We start from the raw sequence: 16,585 nt of genomic DNA, 5'->3' as shown, positions 1-16,585 counted from the left end.
ATAGTCATGAAAACTGTCTTTCAATCGCTCAAGACCTTTTTGTTCTCCCGCACCGCACTGATCGCGCTCGGCCTGATCGCCATTGCAATCCTGGTATGGTTTGGCGGGCCACTGATCGCCTTCGCGGGTCATACCCCCCTGGCCGGCACCAGCGCACGACTGCTAACCCTTATTGCCATCCTGTTGCTCTGGGGGGCAAACAACGCCCGGTTGCGGCACAGGGAGAAACGCTCCCATCAGGAGATGATGGCCCGTATCGTCGACGGCGATGAAGATAGCCAGGGAGACGAACCGGCCAACCGGGAAATCGCACAGTTGCAAACGCGGCTGCAGGAAGCACTGCAAACCCTGAAAAATATGCATCTCGGCGGCCGCAAAACCATCTATCAATTGCCCTGGTACATGCTGATCGGCGCCCCCGGTTCCGGCAAAAGCACGGCATTGCTCAACTCAGGCCTGCGCTTCCCCCTGCGCGAATCCATGGGAATCGATGCATTAGAGGGCATCGGTGGCACTCGTAACTGCGACTGGTGGTTCACCGACAAGGCCGTGATGCTGGATACCGCCGGCCGATATACGTCCCAGGACAGCGATCGGGAACAGGACCGCAAAGCCTGGAACGGTTTCCTCTCGCTGCTGCGCAAACACCGGCCCAAACGACCGGTCAACGGTGTCATCGTGACAGTCAGCCTCGAGGATATCGCCAACCAAACACCCACTGAACGCGGCCTCAACGCCCGCGCCATCAAACAGCGCATCCAGGAGCTCAACAATCAGCTAGGCCTTCGGACGCCGGTGTATCTGCTGCTTACCAAGGCCGACCTCATTTCCGGTTTTCGCGAGTACTTCAAGGATCTTTCCCAGGAAGAACGCGAGCAGATCCTGGGGGTCACCTTACCCTTCGACAACAACGACAACCTGATCAATATCGACGACTTCAACAATGCTTACCTGACGCTGGTGCGGCGCCTCGAACTCGGCACCCTGAAGCGGATCGACCACGAGAGGGATATTGATACCCGAGCGCTGATCCAGGGCTTCCCCCGCCAGATGCGATTACTGCAAGGCCCCATCGACGAACTGGCCAGGGCAATATTCGCCCCCAATCAATATGAAGAACCGCCGTTACTGCGGGGAATCTATATCGTCAGTGCCTCGCAGAGCGGACACCCGGTCAACCGCATTCTCAAGAATCTCAAAGCCGAACTGGGACTGCGCACCAGTGACGTCGAGCCCGCCGTTCACGATGCGGCAAAGGGCTACTTCCTCAAGAAGGTCTTCGACGGCGTCATCTTCCCGGAAAGTAACGTGGCCACCATCAGCCACACTGCGTCCAAGCGATTACGTCATCTCACCATCGCCACCTACACAGCGATGGGCTTGCTGTTATGCACCGGAGTGGCCGCCTGGACGCAGAGTTATAGCCGTAACCTGCAAACAATCCATCAGGTCGACAACCACATCGATCAGATAAAGCAGTTGCAGAACGATTTACCCGGGAACGCCGATCATTACGACGTTGTACAATTGGCCCAGGCACTCAATCTCCTCAGGGACCTGCCCTACGGCTTCGCTCAGGGCACTGCGCCTAAGACCTGGAGCGAAGGTTTCGGTCTCTATCAGGGTGAGAAGCTTGGTCAGGCGGGAACCGTCGCCTATGAGCATGCCCTCAGGCAAAAATTCCTGCCCTACCTCAATCGACGCCTGGCCAGTCGCCTGTCCGAGCCCGGAAATTCGTTTGAGTACGAGTACGAAACCCTCAAGACCTATCTCATGCTGCACGACAAGTCCCACTTCGACCCGGACCAGGTTCAGGCGTGGTTCCAACTGGATTGGGAGGAGACCTGGCCAGGATCACTAAACCGTCAGCTACGCGATTCCCTGGAGAACCACCTGACTGAGGTGGTCAGCCATAAAATGACCCTCGGAGGAGCCGATTCGGCGGTGGTCGCCCAAGCCCGCCAGCAGCTTAACCGTATGCCGCTGTCCGAACGGGCTTATCGGGAGTTGAAACAGGAATACGGCACCGACAAGCAATTGCCGGCCTTCCATTTGAGCGACGTCCTCGACAGCCAGACGCTGGCTTTCCTGGAGCGCAAAAGCGGTAAACCGCTGGATCTCACCATTCCCGGCCTTTTCACCTACAACGGCTTCCACACCATCTTCCAGATGGAAAGCCGTAAGCTCACCGACAAGCTGTCCAGGGAATCCTGGGTGTATGGACAGACCGACATGCCCCAACTCAGCGATGAAGATCGCAAGCACCTGCGAGACGAAGTTCGTAAGCGGTATTTCGCCGAATATATCTACCGGTGGCGGCAGCTGCTCGACGACATCCAGCCCATACCCTTCCACGACCTCAACAATGGTCGACAGTTGCTGGGCTCGCTGGGCGGACCCAGCGAGCCGTTACAACAGTTGCTCCGGATCGTTCGCAAGAATGTTGAGTTAACCCACCTGCCATCGGTCTCCGATACCGGAAAGGCCGCGCCTGCAGCAGTCGACCAGAAACTATCGAGCCTCAAGGCACGGATGCGCCGTTTCATGCCTCAGGAAGGCGCACCGGACATCTCCGCAGCTCTTCCCGGCAAGGAAGTGGAAGCCGCCTTCAAGAACGAAATCCAGCTGGCCAGAGAGCTGGACGACACCCACTCATCGATTTCCCGGGCATTCACCCTCATGGGTCAGATTCAGCAGAGCCTGGACAACATCGCACTGAGTCCCAGCCGTCAGGCCGACAGCTACCACAGCCTGATTGCAGGTGACCGACCCAGCCGCAAACTGGCGATGACATCCCAAAACCTGCCGGCTCCGGTCGGCGGCTGGCTCAGTCAGGTGGCAGAGAATAGTAATGAGGTGCTGGTGCAAGGTGCCCAGTCCTACCTCAACCAGATTTGGCGGGATCAGGTGTATCGATTCTATGAACGTGCCATCGCCGACCATTATCCCGTCGACAAGAAACGCCACCAAGCCACCACACTCAAAGATTTCGCCACATTCTTTGGCCCCCAAGGCTTGGTGCAGACCTACTTCGACAACTACCTCAAACCGTTCGTCAATACCTCCGGCCACCACTGGCGCTGGACAACGGACCTGGGCCTGAGCAACCGCGCCCTACAGGTCTTCGAAAATGCCGATAAGGTCCGTCAGGTCATGTTCCAGCCGGGCAGCAAGCTGCCGGACATCCGCTTTTCACTAAAACCCCTGACACTTGACACCCACATCAACCAGTTCCTGCTAAGCATCAACGGCCAGCAGATCACCTATCGCCATGGGCCGCCCATCGCCACGCCGATTCAGTGGCCGGGCGGCGAAAATCTCGGCGAGGCGGTTATCGCATTCACCCCGCCAGGCGGCTTACGTCCTCTCAGTCAGGCACTGGAAGGCCCCTGGGCCTGGTTTCGCCTGCTGGACCGCAGTCACCTGAGCAAAACCTCGGCGGATCACTATCACGTCAGCTTTAGCTACAAGGGCCACACGGCCAAATACGAACTGATCGCACAGAGCGTCGACAACCCATTCCAATTGCCAGAACTCGAGAATTTCCGATGCCCCAGGAACCTGTAATGGAGCCCGGCGGGCTATGCGGTAAAATCCCAAGCCGGGGCGATTTCGTCGATAGCGGGCTACCCTGGGATCTGCAGCAGCCCCTCACAGAATGGCTGCAGGCCCTGATCGGCGTTAGCCGGGATCAGTTGCAGCAACATTGGCTGGACCTCTACCTCACCAGCCCCGTGTGGCGCTTTGCAACGCCAGCCGGTGCTTTCGGGCCCTATGGCTGCGCGGGGGTGATGATTCCCAGTGTCGATCGTGTAGGACGCTACTTCCCCCTGGTGTTGCTGAAAACTCATGGAGCCGCGCCGATTGAACTGCATATGCATGGCGCAGCCTGGTATGACAACCTTGCGGCGCTGGCACTCTCGGCACTGGAGCCCAACCTCGACCTCGCGCCCCTGGCCACGACCATCCGTGAGTTACCGCCAGTCCTGGCAGAACAGGTCATAGCGTCGCCCTTTCAGGGGCAACAATCCTTCCGGCAACAACCGTCACAACCCCACTACCCCTGGCATATCCCAACGGGCGCTACCGGCAATCTGGGTGAGACCAGCCTGGCATTCCTCCACCACGTGCTGTCGAAAGCGGTCCCGGCCTACTCACTCTGGTGGACCGAGGGCTCGGCCAGCGTCGACCCGACCTGCCTCGTATGCTCAGGACTGCCCCCCATCAGCGGTTATGCCGCCATGTTGGACGGGCAGTGGCAGCAATGGGGCTGGGAAATCCATAATTTCCTGGCCATCATCCCACACCCTGAGCCTGCCGGAGCCGAAGCATGAATACACAGACGCGCCTTTCCTGGAGCTCGGATGGTCAGACCCACCCCGGCGCTGTACGTTCGATCAACCAGGACAGTCTGCTGGTTCGCCCCGACCTTGGGCTCTGGGCCGTTGCCGACGGCATGGGTGGCCACGAGGCTGGCGAAGTCGCCAGTGCCATGGTTGTGGAAACTTTGGAACAGGCCGTTCACGCCGGTTCACTTGACAACTGCATGCGCGAGCTGGAAAGGGCCATTCTCGCGCTGAACGGCCGTTTGCGACGCCTCTCCCATGAGCACTTCAATGGCGGAATCATAGGCAGCACATTGGTTTGCCTGCTTGCCAGGGAACGTCGTTACGGCCTTCTCTGGGCTGGCGACAGTCGCTGCTACCGGTTCCGCCAACAGCACCTCGACCAGATCAGCCGGGATCACAGCGAAGTTGAGGAGCTGTTAACGCAGGGGCGGATTCGCCCCGATCAGGTGCGCGGACATCCTCTCTCCAACCGCATCACGCGAGCGGTCGGCGCGATGGACGACTTGGAGCTAGAGACCTATTGCGGCACTCTCCGGCCGGGAGACCTGTTCCTCCTCTGTAGCGACGGACTCAACGATACGCTCCGCGACGACGACATTGCCTATTTCCTCGGCCAGAGCAGTCTGGTCGATGCCAACCGGGCAATGCTGCACGAGAGCCTGATCCGGGAAGCACGGGACAACGTCACCTCCGTACTGGTCAGCGTCCATGGCTAGCAAACCTATCCAGGATTACTGGACGTGCCGGCGTTTTCGTCCACTGCGAAAATGCACGTTTTTACGCACCGCGTCTGTACAGGGCGCTGGGGGTTATGTGAAAATGCGGCCGCTAGTTCATGGTAGGGTTCCGCCGAGGTCAGGGTCGACCTCCCGGTTACCGGACAAGTCCACATGAAACAGCGCTCGCCTGCAGAACTGTGTTTTTGCGTTGGACAGGGATAGTTACCAAAACCAGTGGCCATGATGTCATCCAGTTTCAATATGCCTTTTGATATCGAGGCGCTCCTCTCGCCTATCGATGTCTCACAACCCGCCGGTTCGGATCTGCGGGATGACGCCAGTTCCAATTCGCTCTATTACACCCTGAAAAGCACTCGGGCACAGGCCCGCTCCCTTGAGCGTCAAGCCCTGGTGGACGACGATACACCGGTAACGCCCAGCGACGACTGGAAACAGATTCTGGATACCGCTGTCCATATCCTCGGCGCCCGCAGCAAGGACCTTGAAGTCGTTGCCTGGCTGCTTGAAGCCCTGCCCCGCCTGTACGGCTTTTCGGGCCTTCATGCCGGTTTCGCACTGACCCGTCAACTGATCGAGCGTTACTGGGATCACCTGTATCCTCAGCCCGACGAGGACGGCCTCGCTACGCGCATTGCCCCCTTGGTTGGACTCAACGGTGTCGAGGGCGAAGGTACCCTGATTGCACCCATTCTCCATATTCCGCTGACTGACGACCGCGAAGCCGGTCCATTCGCCACCTGGCAATGTCGGCAGGCCTTCGAAGTGGACCGTATCAGTGACCCGGAACAGAAACGCCAGCGCCTCGAAGACGGCGCACTCAGCATGGAAGAACTGCAAGCCGCAATCAGGGGCACCGATGCCCCCTTTTTCCGCCGCCAGCACGCAGCCCTGACTGCCTGTATCGGTGAATATCAGCAGCTTCAAGCAACCATCGATCAGGCTTGCGGCGACGAGTCGCAACCCACGAGCCGGATTCGAAACGCACTGGATCAATGCGCCGAAACCTTGCGTTTTATCGCCGGCGATGCGCTTATCGAGGCGAGCCTCATGGGAGCGGAAACAGAAGAAGTGTTGTCGGAAGGATCCGGGACCACCGTCGCCCCTGAACCCTCTCCGGCGGCGAACGCCGCTAACCGACGCCAGGCACTCAAACTGCTGGATCAGGCCGCCACCTATTTCCGGGGGGCTGAGCCCCACTCGCCGATTTCCTACCTTCTCGACCAGGCTATTCGCTGGAGCACCCTTTCCCTGCCCGAGCTGTTACAGGAGCTGATCGAGGACCAGGAAGCACGCAAGAACTACTGCAAGCTTGCCGGAATAAAGCCCGTCAAAGAGGAATAGAACGCTACATCCGCCCACGGGCATGGCATTGATAAGGACCGTCACATTCAAGGAGCAAACGACACATGGCTAGTGTGCACGACAAACTTAACCGGGTTCGCAAACCTCGCGTTCATATCACCTACGACGTGGAGACCGAGGGCGGCACCGTGCAGAAGGAACTGCCGTTCGTGATGGGCGTCATGGGCGATTTTTCGGGACATTCAACAGAACCGCTCAAGCCTCTCAAGGACCGTCGTTTCATTCAGATCGATCGCGACAACTTCAATGACGTCATGGCACGAATGACCCCGGGGCTGAATCTTCGCGTCTCCAATCGTTTGCAGGATGACGGTAGCGAGATGGGGGTCCAGTTGAAATTCGACCGGATCGAAGACTTTGAACCCGGCGCCATCATCGAGCAGGTCGATCCGCTGAAAAAACTGCTCGACACCCGCAACAAACTTCGTGACCTGATGACCAAGATCGACCGCAGCGAGGAGCTGGAAGGTATTTTGGAGAAGGTGCTGCAGAACACGGACGATCTGGCCGCGATGGCCACCGCGTTAAATCAGGAAGTGCAGACTGGCAAGGAGAAGCAGGATGACTGACCTAGCACAAGCCGAAAGGGAGAACGAAGGCCTCACTGGAACCGACGCGCCGCTAAGCCTGCTCGATCAGGCCGTTCTGGCCACCAAACAAACAGAACCGTCGCGCGCGGAAGAGCTTCTGCGCGTCCTGACCGAGCAGGCGCTGGAAGGGACCGTCACCTGGGACAAGAACCTGACCAAAACCCTCAAAGCGGCGATTGATCGTATCGACGCGGTTCTTTCCGGTCAGCTGTCGGAAATCATGCAGCAGCAGGACTTCCAAAAACTGGAGGGGTCCTGGCGCGGACTGCATCATCTGGTCATGAACGCCGAAACCAGCAATTCACTGAAATTGCGGGTGTTGAATGTCTCCAAGAAAGACCTGCATAAGGACCTGTCACGAGCGGTGGAGTTCGACCAGAGCCAGGTCTTCAAGAAAATCTATGAAAACGAATTCGGCAGTCCGGGCGGCGAACCCTATGCTGCACTGATCGGCGACTACGAATTCAGCAATCACCCGGAGGACATCGAGCTGCTGCGCAACATGTCCAGCGTCTCCGCAGCGGCTTTCGCCCCCTTTATCACCGCACCTGCCGCAAACCTGTTCGGCTTTGAAAGCTGGCAGGAGCTGAGTAAGCCCCGCGATCTGGAAAAGATATTCGACTCGGCCGAGTACCTGCAGTGGCGTGCGTTCCGCGAATCCGAGGATTCCCGGTTCGTCTCACTGGCAATGCCCAGGGTTCTGGCCCGCCTTCCCTACGGTGAAGCAACCAAGCCCATCGACGAGTTCCAGTACGAGGAAGTGGACGTCAATCCTGAAACCAAACGTGCCAACAAGGTCGATCATAATCAGTACTGCTGGATGAACGCGGCCTACGTCCTCGGCGGCAAATTGACCAGAGCCTTTGCCGAACACGGTTGGTGCACGGCAATCCGTGGAATGGAAGGCGGGGGCAAGGTCGAAGGCCTGCCCACGCACGTCTTTACCAGCGACGACGGCGACCCGGACATCAAATGCCCGACCGAAATCGGTATCACCGACCGTCGCGAAGCAGAGCTGAGCAAGCAGGGTTTCCTTCCCCTGAGTCACTACAAGAACACAGACCATGCGGTGTTCTTCGGTGCACAGACTGCGCAGAAGTGTAAGGCGTACGACAAGCCGGAAGCCCAGGCCAACGCCATGATCGCCACGCGCCTGCCTTACATCATGGCCACCTCACGCTTCGCCCACTACCTCAAGGTCATGGCACGCGACAAGATTGGCAGCTTTGCCTCCCAGCAGGAAATGGAAACCTGGCTGGACCGCTGGATCGCCAACTACGTCAATGCCAACCCAATTGCCAGTCAGGAGTCACGTGCAAAATATCCGTTGGCCGATGCCCGTGTAGTGGTCAAGGAGATACCGGGCAAGCCCGGCGCCTACAACGCTATCGCCTGGTTACAACCCTGGTTGCAGTTGGAGGAGCTGACCACGTCATTACGCATGGTCGCCCGTATTCCAACCACAGAATAAGACAGGGATCCGAGCTCTCCTGAGCCTGCCTCAAAGGGTTCAGGAGCGCGCATTTGTCTCCGCTTCAGTCCTGGCCGATCACTCAATGCCGAACCGGGAATCCCTGTGTGGCCGACAAATTCGCTGAAAACGATGCCTGTTCAACCGTACCGCCAGACAGGAAGTCCGGTGTCGATGACTTTTGCCGTAACAGCCCAACCCGAAGCGCGACTGCGACTACACGCCCCAGCGACATTGCGTCGCCTGGAAGAAGAGACTGTGCCGTCGCCATTACGGTTGCCAATGCACGACGCTGCCCTGGATCGCTTCCTTACCAGTGAGGCTCCCTGGGAGACATTGCTCGGTTGGCTGGCAAACGCAGCTCCAGCGATGACGGACTATCGCACTTCCCGCATCCGAGCGTTGCTGGCACAGTGCATCGCGGACATCGACGAGCGGATCGAACGCCAACTCAACGAGATCCTGCACCACCCCCAACTTCAGGCGCTGGAAGCCTCCTGGCGGGGGCTGCATTATCTGGCCGAACAGATGGATGGCGCCGATACACGCCGCCGTCTGAAAATTCGGGTGCTCAATGTCAGTTGGTCGTCAGTCTGCAAAGACCTCGAGAAGGCCATAGAGTTCGACCAGAGCGTTCTCTTTCGTAAAATTTACAGCGACGAGTTCGACACGCCCGGAGGAGAGCCCTTCGGCATCCTGCTCGGCGACTACCAGCTCAGCCACCGCCCCCGGCCAGAGCAGCGAACACGGGATATGGACAACCTGCAAAACCTGTCCCAAATTGCGGCCGCGGCCTTCGCCCCGTTTATTACGTCCGCCCATCCGTCGCTATTCGGGCTGGACAGTTATCGGGAGCTCTCGTCCAGGTTGAATCTGGCCGAGGTGTTCAAGACACCGGAGTACCTGGGCTTCAATCGTCTACGCAATCAGGAGGACCTGCGGTTCGTCGGCCTCACGTTGCCGCGGGTGCTGATGCGCCGACCTTACACGGAAGCCCAGACGCGACATCATCGACTGAGGTTCCGTGAAAAGTGGGGCGGCAATCCCGATTTCGCACTTTGGGGGAACGCCGTTTACGCCTTCGGCGCCACCGTGTTGCGCGCCTATGCCCAACATGGCTGGTTTGCCAACATTCGCGGATCTCAGCGTAATCTCATCTGCGGCGGGCTGGTCACCGACCTTCCGGCCCAGTCACTACCCGGGGATCAGCGAGGCCTGATCAGCCAGGCTCCGGTGGAAACCCTCATCAGCGAACGTCTCGAAAAGGAGCTGGCAGAGCTCGGCCTGCTCGCATTGTGCTCGACTCAGGACAGCCGTCACCTGGTGTTTTATGGCAACCCTTCGTTGCACCGGCCGTCGCGTTACAACCACCAGGAAGCAACGGCCAATGCCAACCTGTCCAGCATGTTGCAATACACCCTCTGTGTGTCCCGCTTTGCCCACTACCTGAAGGTGATCGGCCGCGATAAGGTCGGCGCTTTCATCAGTGCGCAGGAGTGCGAACGCTTTCTCCAGAACTGGATTCTCGAATACGCCACAGCCAACGATAGCGCCGACCAGGAAATGAAAGCCAAGCGTCCTCTGCGGGAAGCGCGGATCGACGTCAAAGAGATGCCGGGACAACCCGGACACTACCTCTGTCAGGCTCACCTGAAACCGCATTTTCAGTTGGACCAGTTGAACTCGTCGCTCCGGTTGGTGACGGAAATTGCCCCACCGAGGCATGGAGGATAGATTAATGGCCAAGCCCGACGTACTTCAGCCACTCAGTCCTTCCATCCTCGATCGCCTGATCGATGATGAGCCGGACGTGACGCATGAGCCTTACCGTTCGCGGACGCACATTGTCCGAGAACTGAAGGACTGTGTGCGCCGGGACCTGGAAAACCTGCTCAACACCCGCCCACCCTGGCACCTGCCGAGCGACCGCTGGAGTGAGCTGCAGTTGTCGCTGGCGAACTACGGCCTACCCGATTTCACCGGGACAAATCTCAGCTCCGATGAAAACCGCGAGCGCTACAGGCAGGTCATCGAGGACATCATTCGCCGCTACGAACCCCGGTTCGGACACGTGCGCGTGGTGTTGCTCGACGAAGGGGAAACGCTCGACCGCACCCTGAACTTCCGTATCGAAGCCCTGCTACGTGTTGAGCCAGAACCGGAACCGATTTCATTCGATTCCATCGTCGAACCGGTACACCGCACCATGAATCTCCAGGAGAGCTCCCGTGGATGATGCGCTGCTGAAGTACTACAACGACGAACTCACCTATCTGCGCCGTCTCGGGGTCGAGTTCGCTGAACGGCACCCCAAGATAGCCGGTCGCCTCAAGATGAGTGAAGACACCATCGAGGACCCCCACGTCTCCCGCCTGCTGGAGGGAGTGGCTTTTCTGACAGCACGTATCAGTCACAAACTGGATGAGGAGTTTCCGGAAATCGCAGGCTCCCTGCTGGGCATTGTCGCACCTGATTACCTTGCACCCGTCCCATCCATGACAATGGCGCAAATCACTCTGGCCCGTGATCAGGAAAGCCCCATAAAGATTACTCCGGATGAAGCGCTGACCACCGAGGAGGGCCTCCCCCATGCCGTCACCTACGAGCCCGCCTACCCATCTACGCTGCTGCCGCTGTCGATACAGAATGTGTCGCTGGAGGGCCTGCCGTTCGAAGCGCCGGTGATGGCTGCAACCCGCGGCTGCAAAGCACTGCTCAAGGTCACACTGCGAGGACTCAGTCCACAGCTTGAGATTGGCGCGCTGGATATTGACCGGCTGTGCTTCTTTCTGCGAGGTGGGCCGCAGCAGGCGTACCTCCTACACGAACGTTTATTGACCGATTGCCAAGGTGTCGTCATCGCGACGCCTGACGGAAGCCAGGTCCGTTACCTGCAGCCAGAATCACTAAGGCCGGTTGGCCTGGACTCGGAAGAGGCCGTGATTCCCTATGGCCCGAGACATTTCACCGGCACCCGCCTGCTGGCCGAATATTTTCTCTTCCCCCAGAAATTCCAGTTTATCGAGCTGCAAGGCCTGGCAAACACACTTCAGGGCATTGGCAACGAAGTAACCTTGTACTTTTACCTGCGCACGCCTTGCCCGCAATTGGAGAACCGACTGACCGAGCAACACTTGGCCATCAATGTCGTACCATTGCGAAACTACTTCCGCCAGGGGGGTGAACCGCATCGCCTCGAACCCGGGCAGAACGAGTTCCGTATCGTTCCCGACCAGCGCCACGAGCCATATCTGGAAATCCATCATGTCGAGTCCGTCACGGCGACCAATATGCAGGGCGACGATATTATCGTCCAGCCGCTGTATCGCCCCACCCCCGAACAGGATCAGGCGGCCCCCGGACTCTTCTGGAACAGTCGGCGCCAGGCGGCCTTCTCGTCGACCAGCGAGGTCGAGTCGGGCACGGAAACCTACCTAACCATCCTCAACCGAATGATGGAGAAGCCGGATGATGATGAGCGACTGGTTTTGACTCCGACCCTTTACTGCCTCAACAGGGATTTACCAAGCCTGCTGCCATTCGGGTCCGGCGCCCCGCAACTGGACTTTATTACGCCCCATAGCGCTCTGGACAAGGCCACCTGCCTGACAGCACCAACGCCGACACGGAGGGCGCCGTTGGATCATCGCCGGGTTTGGCAGCTTCTCACCCACCTGACACTCAACAGCTTCTCAAACGAAAACGGTTTGTCTGTCCTGAAAAAGGTCCTGCGACTGTTCAATATCACCCAGTCACCCGATCATCTCGCGCTGATCGACAATATCGTCGGACTCGCCGTCAGACCTGGGGTCGCCCGCGTCCGTGTCGAGAAGCGCACGGTCATTTGCCAGGGAGCAGACATCGAGCTGCTCTTCGAGCAGGCGCATGTTTCAGGACATAGCCTCTATCCGTTCAGTTGTGTCCTCGAACGTTTTTTTGCGGAATTCTGCACCGTCAACCGCTTTACCCGGCTCGTCACTCGCGTACACGACCAAGCACACCCGCTTGCCCGGTGGCCCGCCCGTAACGGTCGTCAGGTGATCTTATGAGCTTGCCCGACTATCTGGAAACCGCACAGGAAGAGGATGTGTTCCAGGCCATTCAGATGCTTGAACAGCACCTGCTGACGAGAGCCTCACGGGCCGGGCTGCCGAAAAACGGCGTAGGCAGCCTTCAGTTGCCGGATCGCGAGACCCTGCGATTCAAGGCCACCCCGGGAGTGAGTTATCCCGGCGCGAATATCACCGCCGTGGACCTGCCCGAAGAGCCCGGGAAACCTGCGGAGGTCTTCGTTTCATTCATGGCGCTAACCGGCTTCAACGGTATCCTGCCCCGACACTATAGCGAGTTGATATCCGAGCGACTCCGTCATAGGGATCGGGCATTGGCCGACTTCCTCGATCTCTTCAATCATCGACTGGTCTCACTGTTTTATCGTGCCTGGCAAAAGCACCGTCTACCGGTCCGTTTTCGGTACGACGACAGCAACACCGTTCATGGCATGGTTCAAGCCCTGTCGGGTCAGCACGCCGAGAGCTTTGATCCCACTCTCGCCTACTACTGCGCCCTTATACAGCGAACACCGAGAAACGCAGGCAACCTGGAGCGAATCTTGAGCGACATGCTCGGCTGCCCCGTCCGCCTGGAACAATTCGTCGGACGTTGGCTGGATATCCCTGGCCGCGACCAGACACGGGCCAGTCGCCACCATCAGTTCAACCGGCTCGGCGACGACCTGATACTCGGTGGCCGCACCTGGAATACACAAAGCCATATCTGCATTCACATCGAACCGCGAACCCGAGAAGACGCAGACGGGCTCTGCCCCGGCGGCTCTCGTCTGCCGAAACTCCAGAACGTCATCCGGCACTACCTCGGAGAACCGATCAGTTTCAGTCTGAGGGTCTCGATCGAATCCCGGAATGCGGACACCGTGGCTCTCGGTCGGCCATCAGCCCGTATAGGGAGGAGCAGCTGGCTGAGCGCCCACTCTGAACGGACAGCCCAGCGCTCGGTACACTTTCGCGGCGATAAGAAATATCCGGTTTACAATCAAGCAAATGCGGGCTATCAGAGGCAAGGAAAGTGATCAGATCCAATTGCGGGGCCTTGCCATATTCGCTATAGTCACCGCGTTCAAAATATGCTGATTTCGTGCGCCGATGGCCCTTCGTGCCTCGCAGAAATCAGACAGAAAACCGATTGGAACAAGGGTGTCCCGAGACGGTTTTTCGAACAGGGAAGTCATGTGTATTTAACAGGGATGTACGCAGTTATGGGAAGTCGCAAGGATGTTCCGACAATGGTCGGACGCGCCATGTTTCGAATGGAATCTCCGCTTATTTCCTGTCAGGGCATAGACCCGCCCGCCCACTACGCTCCCTCTGATACACCGATCACTGCATACCTTGCAGGCACCGTGGCATCCGTCGCTGCCAGCGAGAGCACTACCGTTTTCATGCAGTAGTCCGTCACGCGCAGCCTGTAATCAGGAATATGCGGCGTATCGCCTTGTCCGGGCAACGCCGTGCAACGAATCCTAGGACGGTAAGGATCGACCGTCAGGGATACCAAAGAACCCCGGTTCTTTTTCTGCGCTGTTGTTCGACACGACAGCACCATCCAATGAGACAAGGAGAAACATCGATGTCCATCTTCATGAACTATGAAGGAATCAAAGGCGAAGTCACAGCGAAGGGTCATGAGCAATGGATTGACATCATGACTATGGACTGGGGCGTCAACCGCAACATCTCCGCCGCCACCGGTACCAACAAGGACCGTGAAGCCACCTCCACCAATGTCAGCAACGTCACCATTACCAAACTGATGGACGAAACCACGCCGCTGCTGTTCACCGAGTCCTGTGTAGGCAAAGGCAAGAAGGTTGAAATCCATCTGACCAAAACCGGTGACAATCTCGAAAACTACATGGAATACACGCTGACCGACGTCATGATCAGCGGCTACTCCATGCACACCGACGGCGAACGACCTATCGAGACCATGACATTGAGCTTCACCAAGGTCGAGATGAAATACACCCCCTACGACGATAAGCACAAGAAAACCGCATCGATTTCCGCTGGTTACGACGTTACCCAAGCTGCAATGGTGTAATTCCGCTGCCTCGGGATACCGCCGGACCATTCCCGGCTGGTATCCCGGTTTGTCGCAGGGAGGCTGAGCGACCGCTATGTCTGAACTTTCGCAGAAGAATCGCCTGATTTCGGTGAACACACCGTTGGGCACCGATACGCTGATACTGACACAGGTGGATGGCGTCGAAGAGGTGGGAAAACCCTTCCTCTACCGCCTGTACATGCTGTCGGACAATCTTGCCATCGACCCGACCCAATTGCTCGGTCAATCCATCAACGTAAAGCTGCGGTACGACGATAACCAGGAGCGCTGGATTCATGGCCGCGTCTGCCGGTTCCAGGCCAAGGGCATCGGTGCAGAAGGGCGACGGGAATATGAGGCGGAAATTACCGCCTGGAACGACCTCTTACGCAAGAATCTCAACTGTCGAATCTTCCAGAAAAAGTCTGTTCCCGACATCCTCGCAGAGGTGTTTCGCCATGCAGGCTTCGAGGACTTCGTCGTGAAAGCGACTGGCGGCGGCAACAGTACGGCACCACGTGCCGGATTGCACGGCCAGTATCAGGAGCGGGATTACTGCGTTCAGTTCAACGAAAGTGACTTTAATTTCACCCAGCGACTGATGCAGGAAGAAGGCATTTTCTATTACTTCCAGCACAGTGAAAACAACCATGTGATGGTGTTGTGCGACAACACCGACAATTACCCGCCCAAAGCGCTTAGACTCCATCAATACTCCGGCGACCGGGCTGGCCCCTATGTGCGCGATTGGGTTCGCATCAGCCACGTCACCAGCGATCGTTCAGAACAACGCGCTTACAACTTCCTGACCTCGAGCAAACCCGTGTCGGGCAAAGCCTCCGGTAAGCTCAAGGGCGCAAAACGTCACCCGCACGAACGTTACCGCTACAACGAACGTTTCGACAAGCCCACCGAGGGCGCCCGCTACTCCCGCCTGGATATCGAGGCCGATCAGGCCGAATACGATACCTATCGCGGAACGACCAATGTGTTTTCGTTGGCATCGCTAAGCCGCTTTGCATTCGTCGAGCATTCAAACCCTGCAGAGAAAAACCGGGAATACATCGTTACCGGCACCCGACTTTATGCCGAAGAGGACACCTACCGTAATGCCGGTCAGGCTCACCAGGGTCTTTCACTGGAAATTCGCTGCATTCCGGTCGACGTTCCCTATCGCTTGCAGGGACACTTCCCCCGCCCTCAGGTTCACGGCATCCAGACGGCCAGCGTCACCGGGCCGGCCGACAAGGAAATCCATTGCGACGAATACGGCCGCATCTGCGTGCTGTTCCACTGGGACCGCCAAGGCAAGCCAGACAAACAGAACACTTGCTGGTTACGCGTCGCGCAGGATTGGGCAGGCCAAAAGTTCGGCAGCGTCTTTACGCCCCGTATCGGTCAGGAGGTGATCGTCAGCTTCATTCAGGGCGACCCCGATCGGCCTGTCGTGACTGGTCAACTCTATAACGACAAGCACCGCCATCCGTACAGCCTGCCGGATGACAAAACCATCAGCGGCATAAGAACCCGTTCGACGCCCAACGGCGCCGCCGACCAATTCAACGAATTGCGTTTTGATGACCGTAAAGACAAGGAAGAGGTCTTCCTACAGGCACAGAAGGATTTCAATACCTGGATCAAGCATAACGAGACCAACCGGATCGATGAGAACCGCACCACCAAGGTCGGCAAGAATGAGGCAATCGAGGTCGGAGAAAACCGGACTGTCGATATCAAGCAGAACGACCAGTTAACGTCCGGCAAGGACACGAGGATCAAGGCTGGCAATGCCTTGACACTGGAGGCCGGCAGTCAGATCACACTGAAGACCGGTGGCGCCGAGATTGTGATGGGCAGCGACGGCTCTATCAAGATCAGTGGTGCCAACGTACAGGTCAATGGAACGACCGTCAGTCTCAAGGGCGCATTACTCAAGCTCAACTGACACCG

Annotated in this window: 12 protein-coding genes; all 12 read left to right on the top strand. The window is 58.0% G+C overall.

The window, feature by feature from the left end; genetic code table 11:
- Positions 1-6 precede the first annotated feature (6 nt).
- The 12 genes from tssM to CLR77_RS09500 all read left to right on the top strand — a co-directional run bounded on the left by tssM (position 7) and on the right by CLR77_RS09500 (position 16,580).
- Entirely contained in the window at positions 7-3,567 is a 3,561-nt protein-coding gene (gene tssM / locus CLR77_RS09555; RefSeq protein WP_097460389.1) for a type VI secretion system membrane subunit TssM, read from the top strand.
- A complete protein-coding gene (gene tagF, locus CLR77_RS09550; RefSeq protein ID WP_097460388.1) occupies positions 3,549-4,334 on the top strand; it encodes a type VI secretion system-associated protein TagF in 786 nt (261 codons plus the stop codon). The genes tssM and tagF overlap by 19 nt, the downstream gene beginning before the upstream one ends.
- A complete protein-coding gene (locus CLR77_RS09545; RefSeq protein WP_097460387.1) occupies positions 4,331-5,065 on the top strand; it encodes a PP2C family protein-serine/threonine phosphatase in 735 nt (244 codons plus the stop codon). The genes tagF and CLR77_RS09545 overlap by 4 nt, the downstream gene beginning before the upstream one ends.
- A gap of 243 nt (positions 5,066-5,308) precedes the next feature.
- Positions 5,309-6,430 carry a type VI secretion system protein TssA gene (gene tssA, locus CLR77_RS09540; protein WP_097460386.1) on the top strand — a complete coding sequence of 374 codons (1,122 nt, stop codon included), beginning with the start codon at positions 5,309-5,311 and terminating at the stop codon, positions 6,428-6,430.
- 65 nt (positions 6,431-6,495) lie between these two features.
- Entirely contained in the window at positions 6,496-7,020 is a 525-nt protein-coding gene (tssB, locus tag CLR77_RS09535; protein ID WP_097460385.1) for a type VI secretion system contractile sheath small subunit, read from the top strand.
- Positions 7,013-8,512 carry a type VI secretion system contractile sheath large subunit gene (gene tssC / locus CLR77_RS09530; RefSeq protein ID WP_097460384.1) on the top strand — a complete coding sequence of 500 codons (1,500 nt, stop codon included), beginning with the start codon at positions 7,013-7,015 and terminating at the stop codon, positions 8,510-8,512. The genes tssB and tssC (CLR77_RS09530) overlap by 8 nt, the downstream gene beginning before the upstream one ends.
- Positions 8,513-8,686: 174 nt before the next feature.
- Entirely contained in the window at positions 8,687-10,246 is a 1,560-nt protein-coding gene (gene tssC / locus CLR77_RS09525; RefSeq protein ID WP_158227159.1) for a type VI secretion system contractile sheath large subunit, read from the top strand.
- A gap of 4 nt (positions 10,247-10,250) precedes the next feature.
- Entirely contained in the window at positions 10,251-10,748 is a 498-nt protein-coding gene (gene tssE / locus CLR77_RS09520; protein ID WP_097460382.1) for a type VI secretion system baseplate subunit TssE, read from the top strand.
- A complete protein-coding gene (gene tssF, locus CLR77_RS09515) occupies positions 10,741-12,561 on the top strand; it encodes a type VI secretion system baseplate subunit TssF (RefSeq protein WP_158227158.1) in 1,821 nt (606 codons plus the stop codon). Before tssE ends, tssF begins: the two co-directional genes overlap by 8 nt.
- Positions 12,558-13,601 (top strand): type VI secretion system baseplate subunit TssG, encoded by a 1,044-nt coding sequence (tssG, locus tag CLR77_RS09510; RefSeq protein ID WP_097460380.1) that lies wholly within the window; start codon positions 12,558-12,560, stop codon positions 13,599-13,601. The genes tssF and tssG overlap by 4 nt, the downstream gene beginning before the upstream one ends.
- A gap of 557 nt (positions 13,602-14,158) precedes the next feature.
- A complete protein-coding gene (locus tag CLR77_RS09505; protein ID WP_097460379.1) occupies positions 14,159-14,632 on the top strand; it encodes an Hcp family type VI secretion system effector in 474 nt (157 codons plus the stop codon).
- Positions 14,633-14,708: 76 nt separating this feature from the next.
- Positions 14,709-16,580, top strand: a complete 1,872-nt coding sequence (locus CLR77_RS09500; protein WP_097460378.1) for a type VI secretion system Vgr family protein — start codon at positions 14,709-14,711, stop codon at positions 16,578-16,580.
- Positions 16,581-16,585: the final 5 nt, after the last annotated feature.

The organism is Mangrovitalea sediminis (genome assembly GCF_002514725.1).
GTDB lineage: Bacteria > Pseudomonadota > Gammaproteobacteria > Pseudomonadales > Oleiphilaceae > Mangrovitalea > Mangrovitalea sediminis.
The sequence above is the reverse complement of the archived record's forward strand: the minus strand, read 5'-3'. Positions and strand labels throughout refer to the sequence as shown.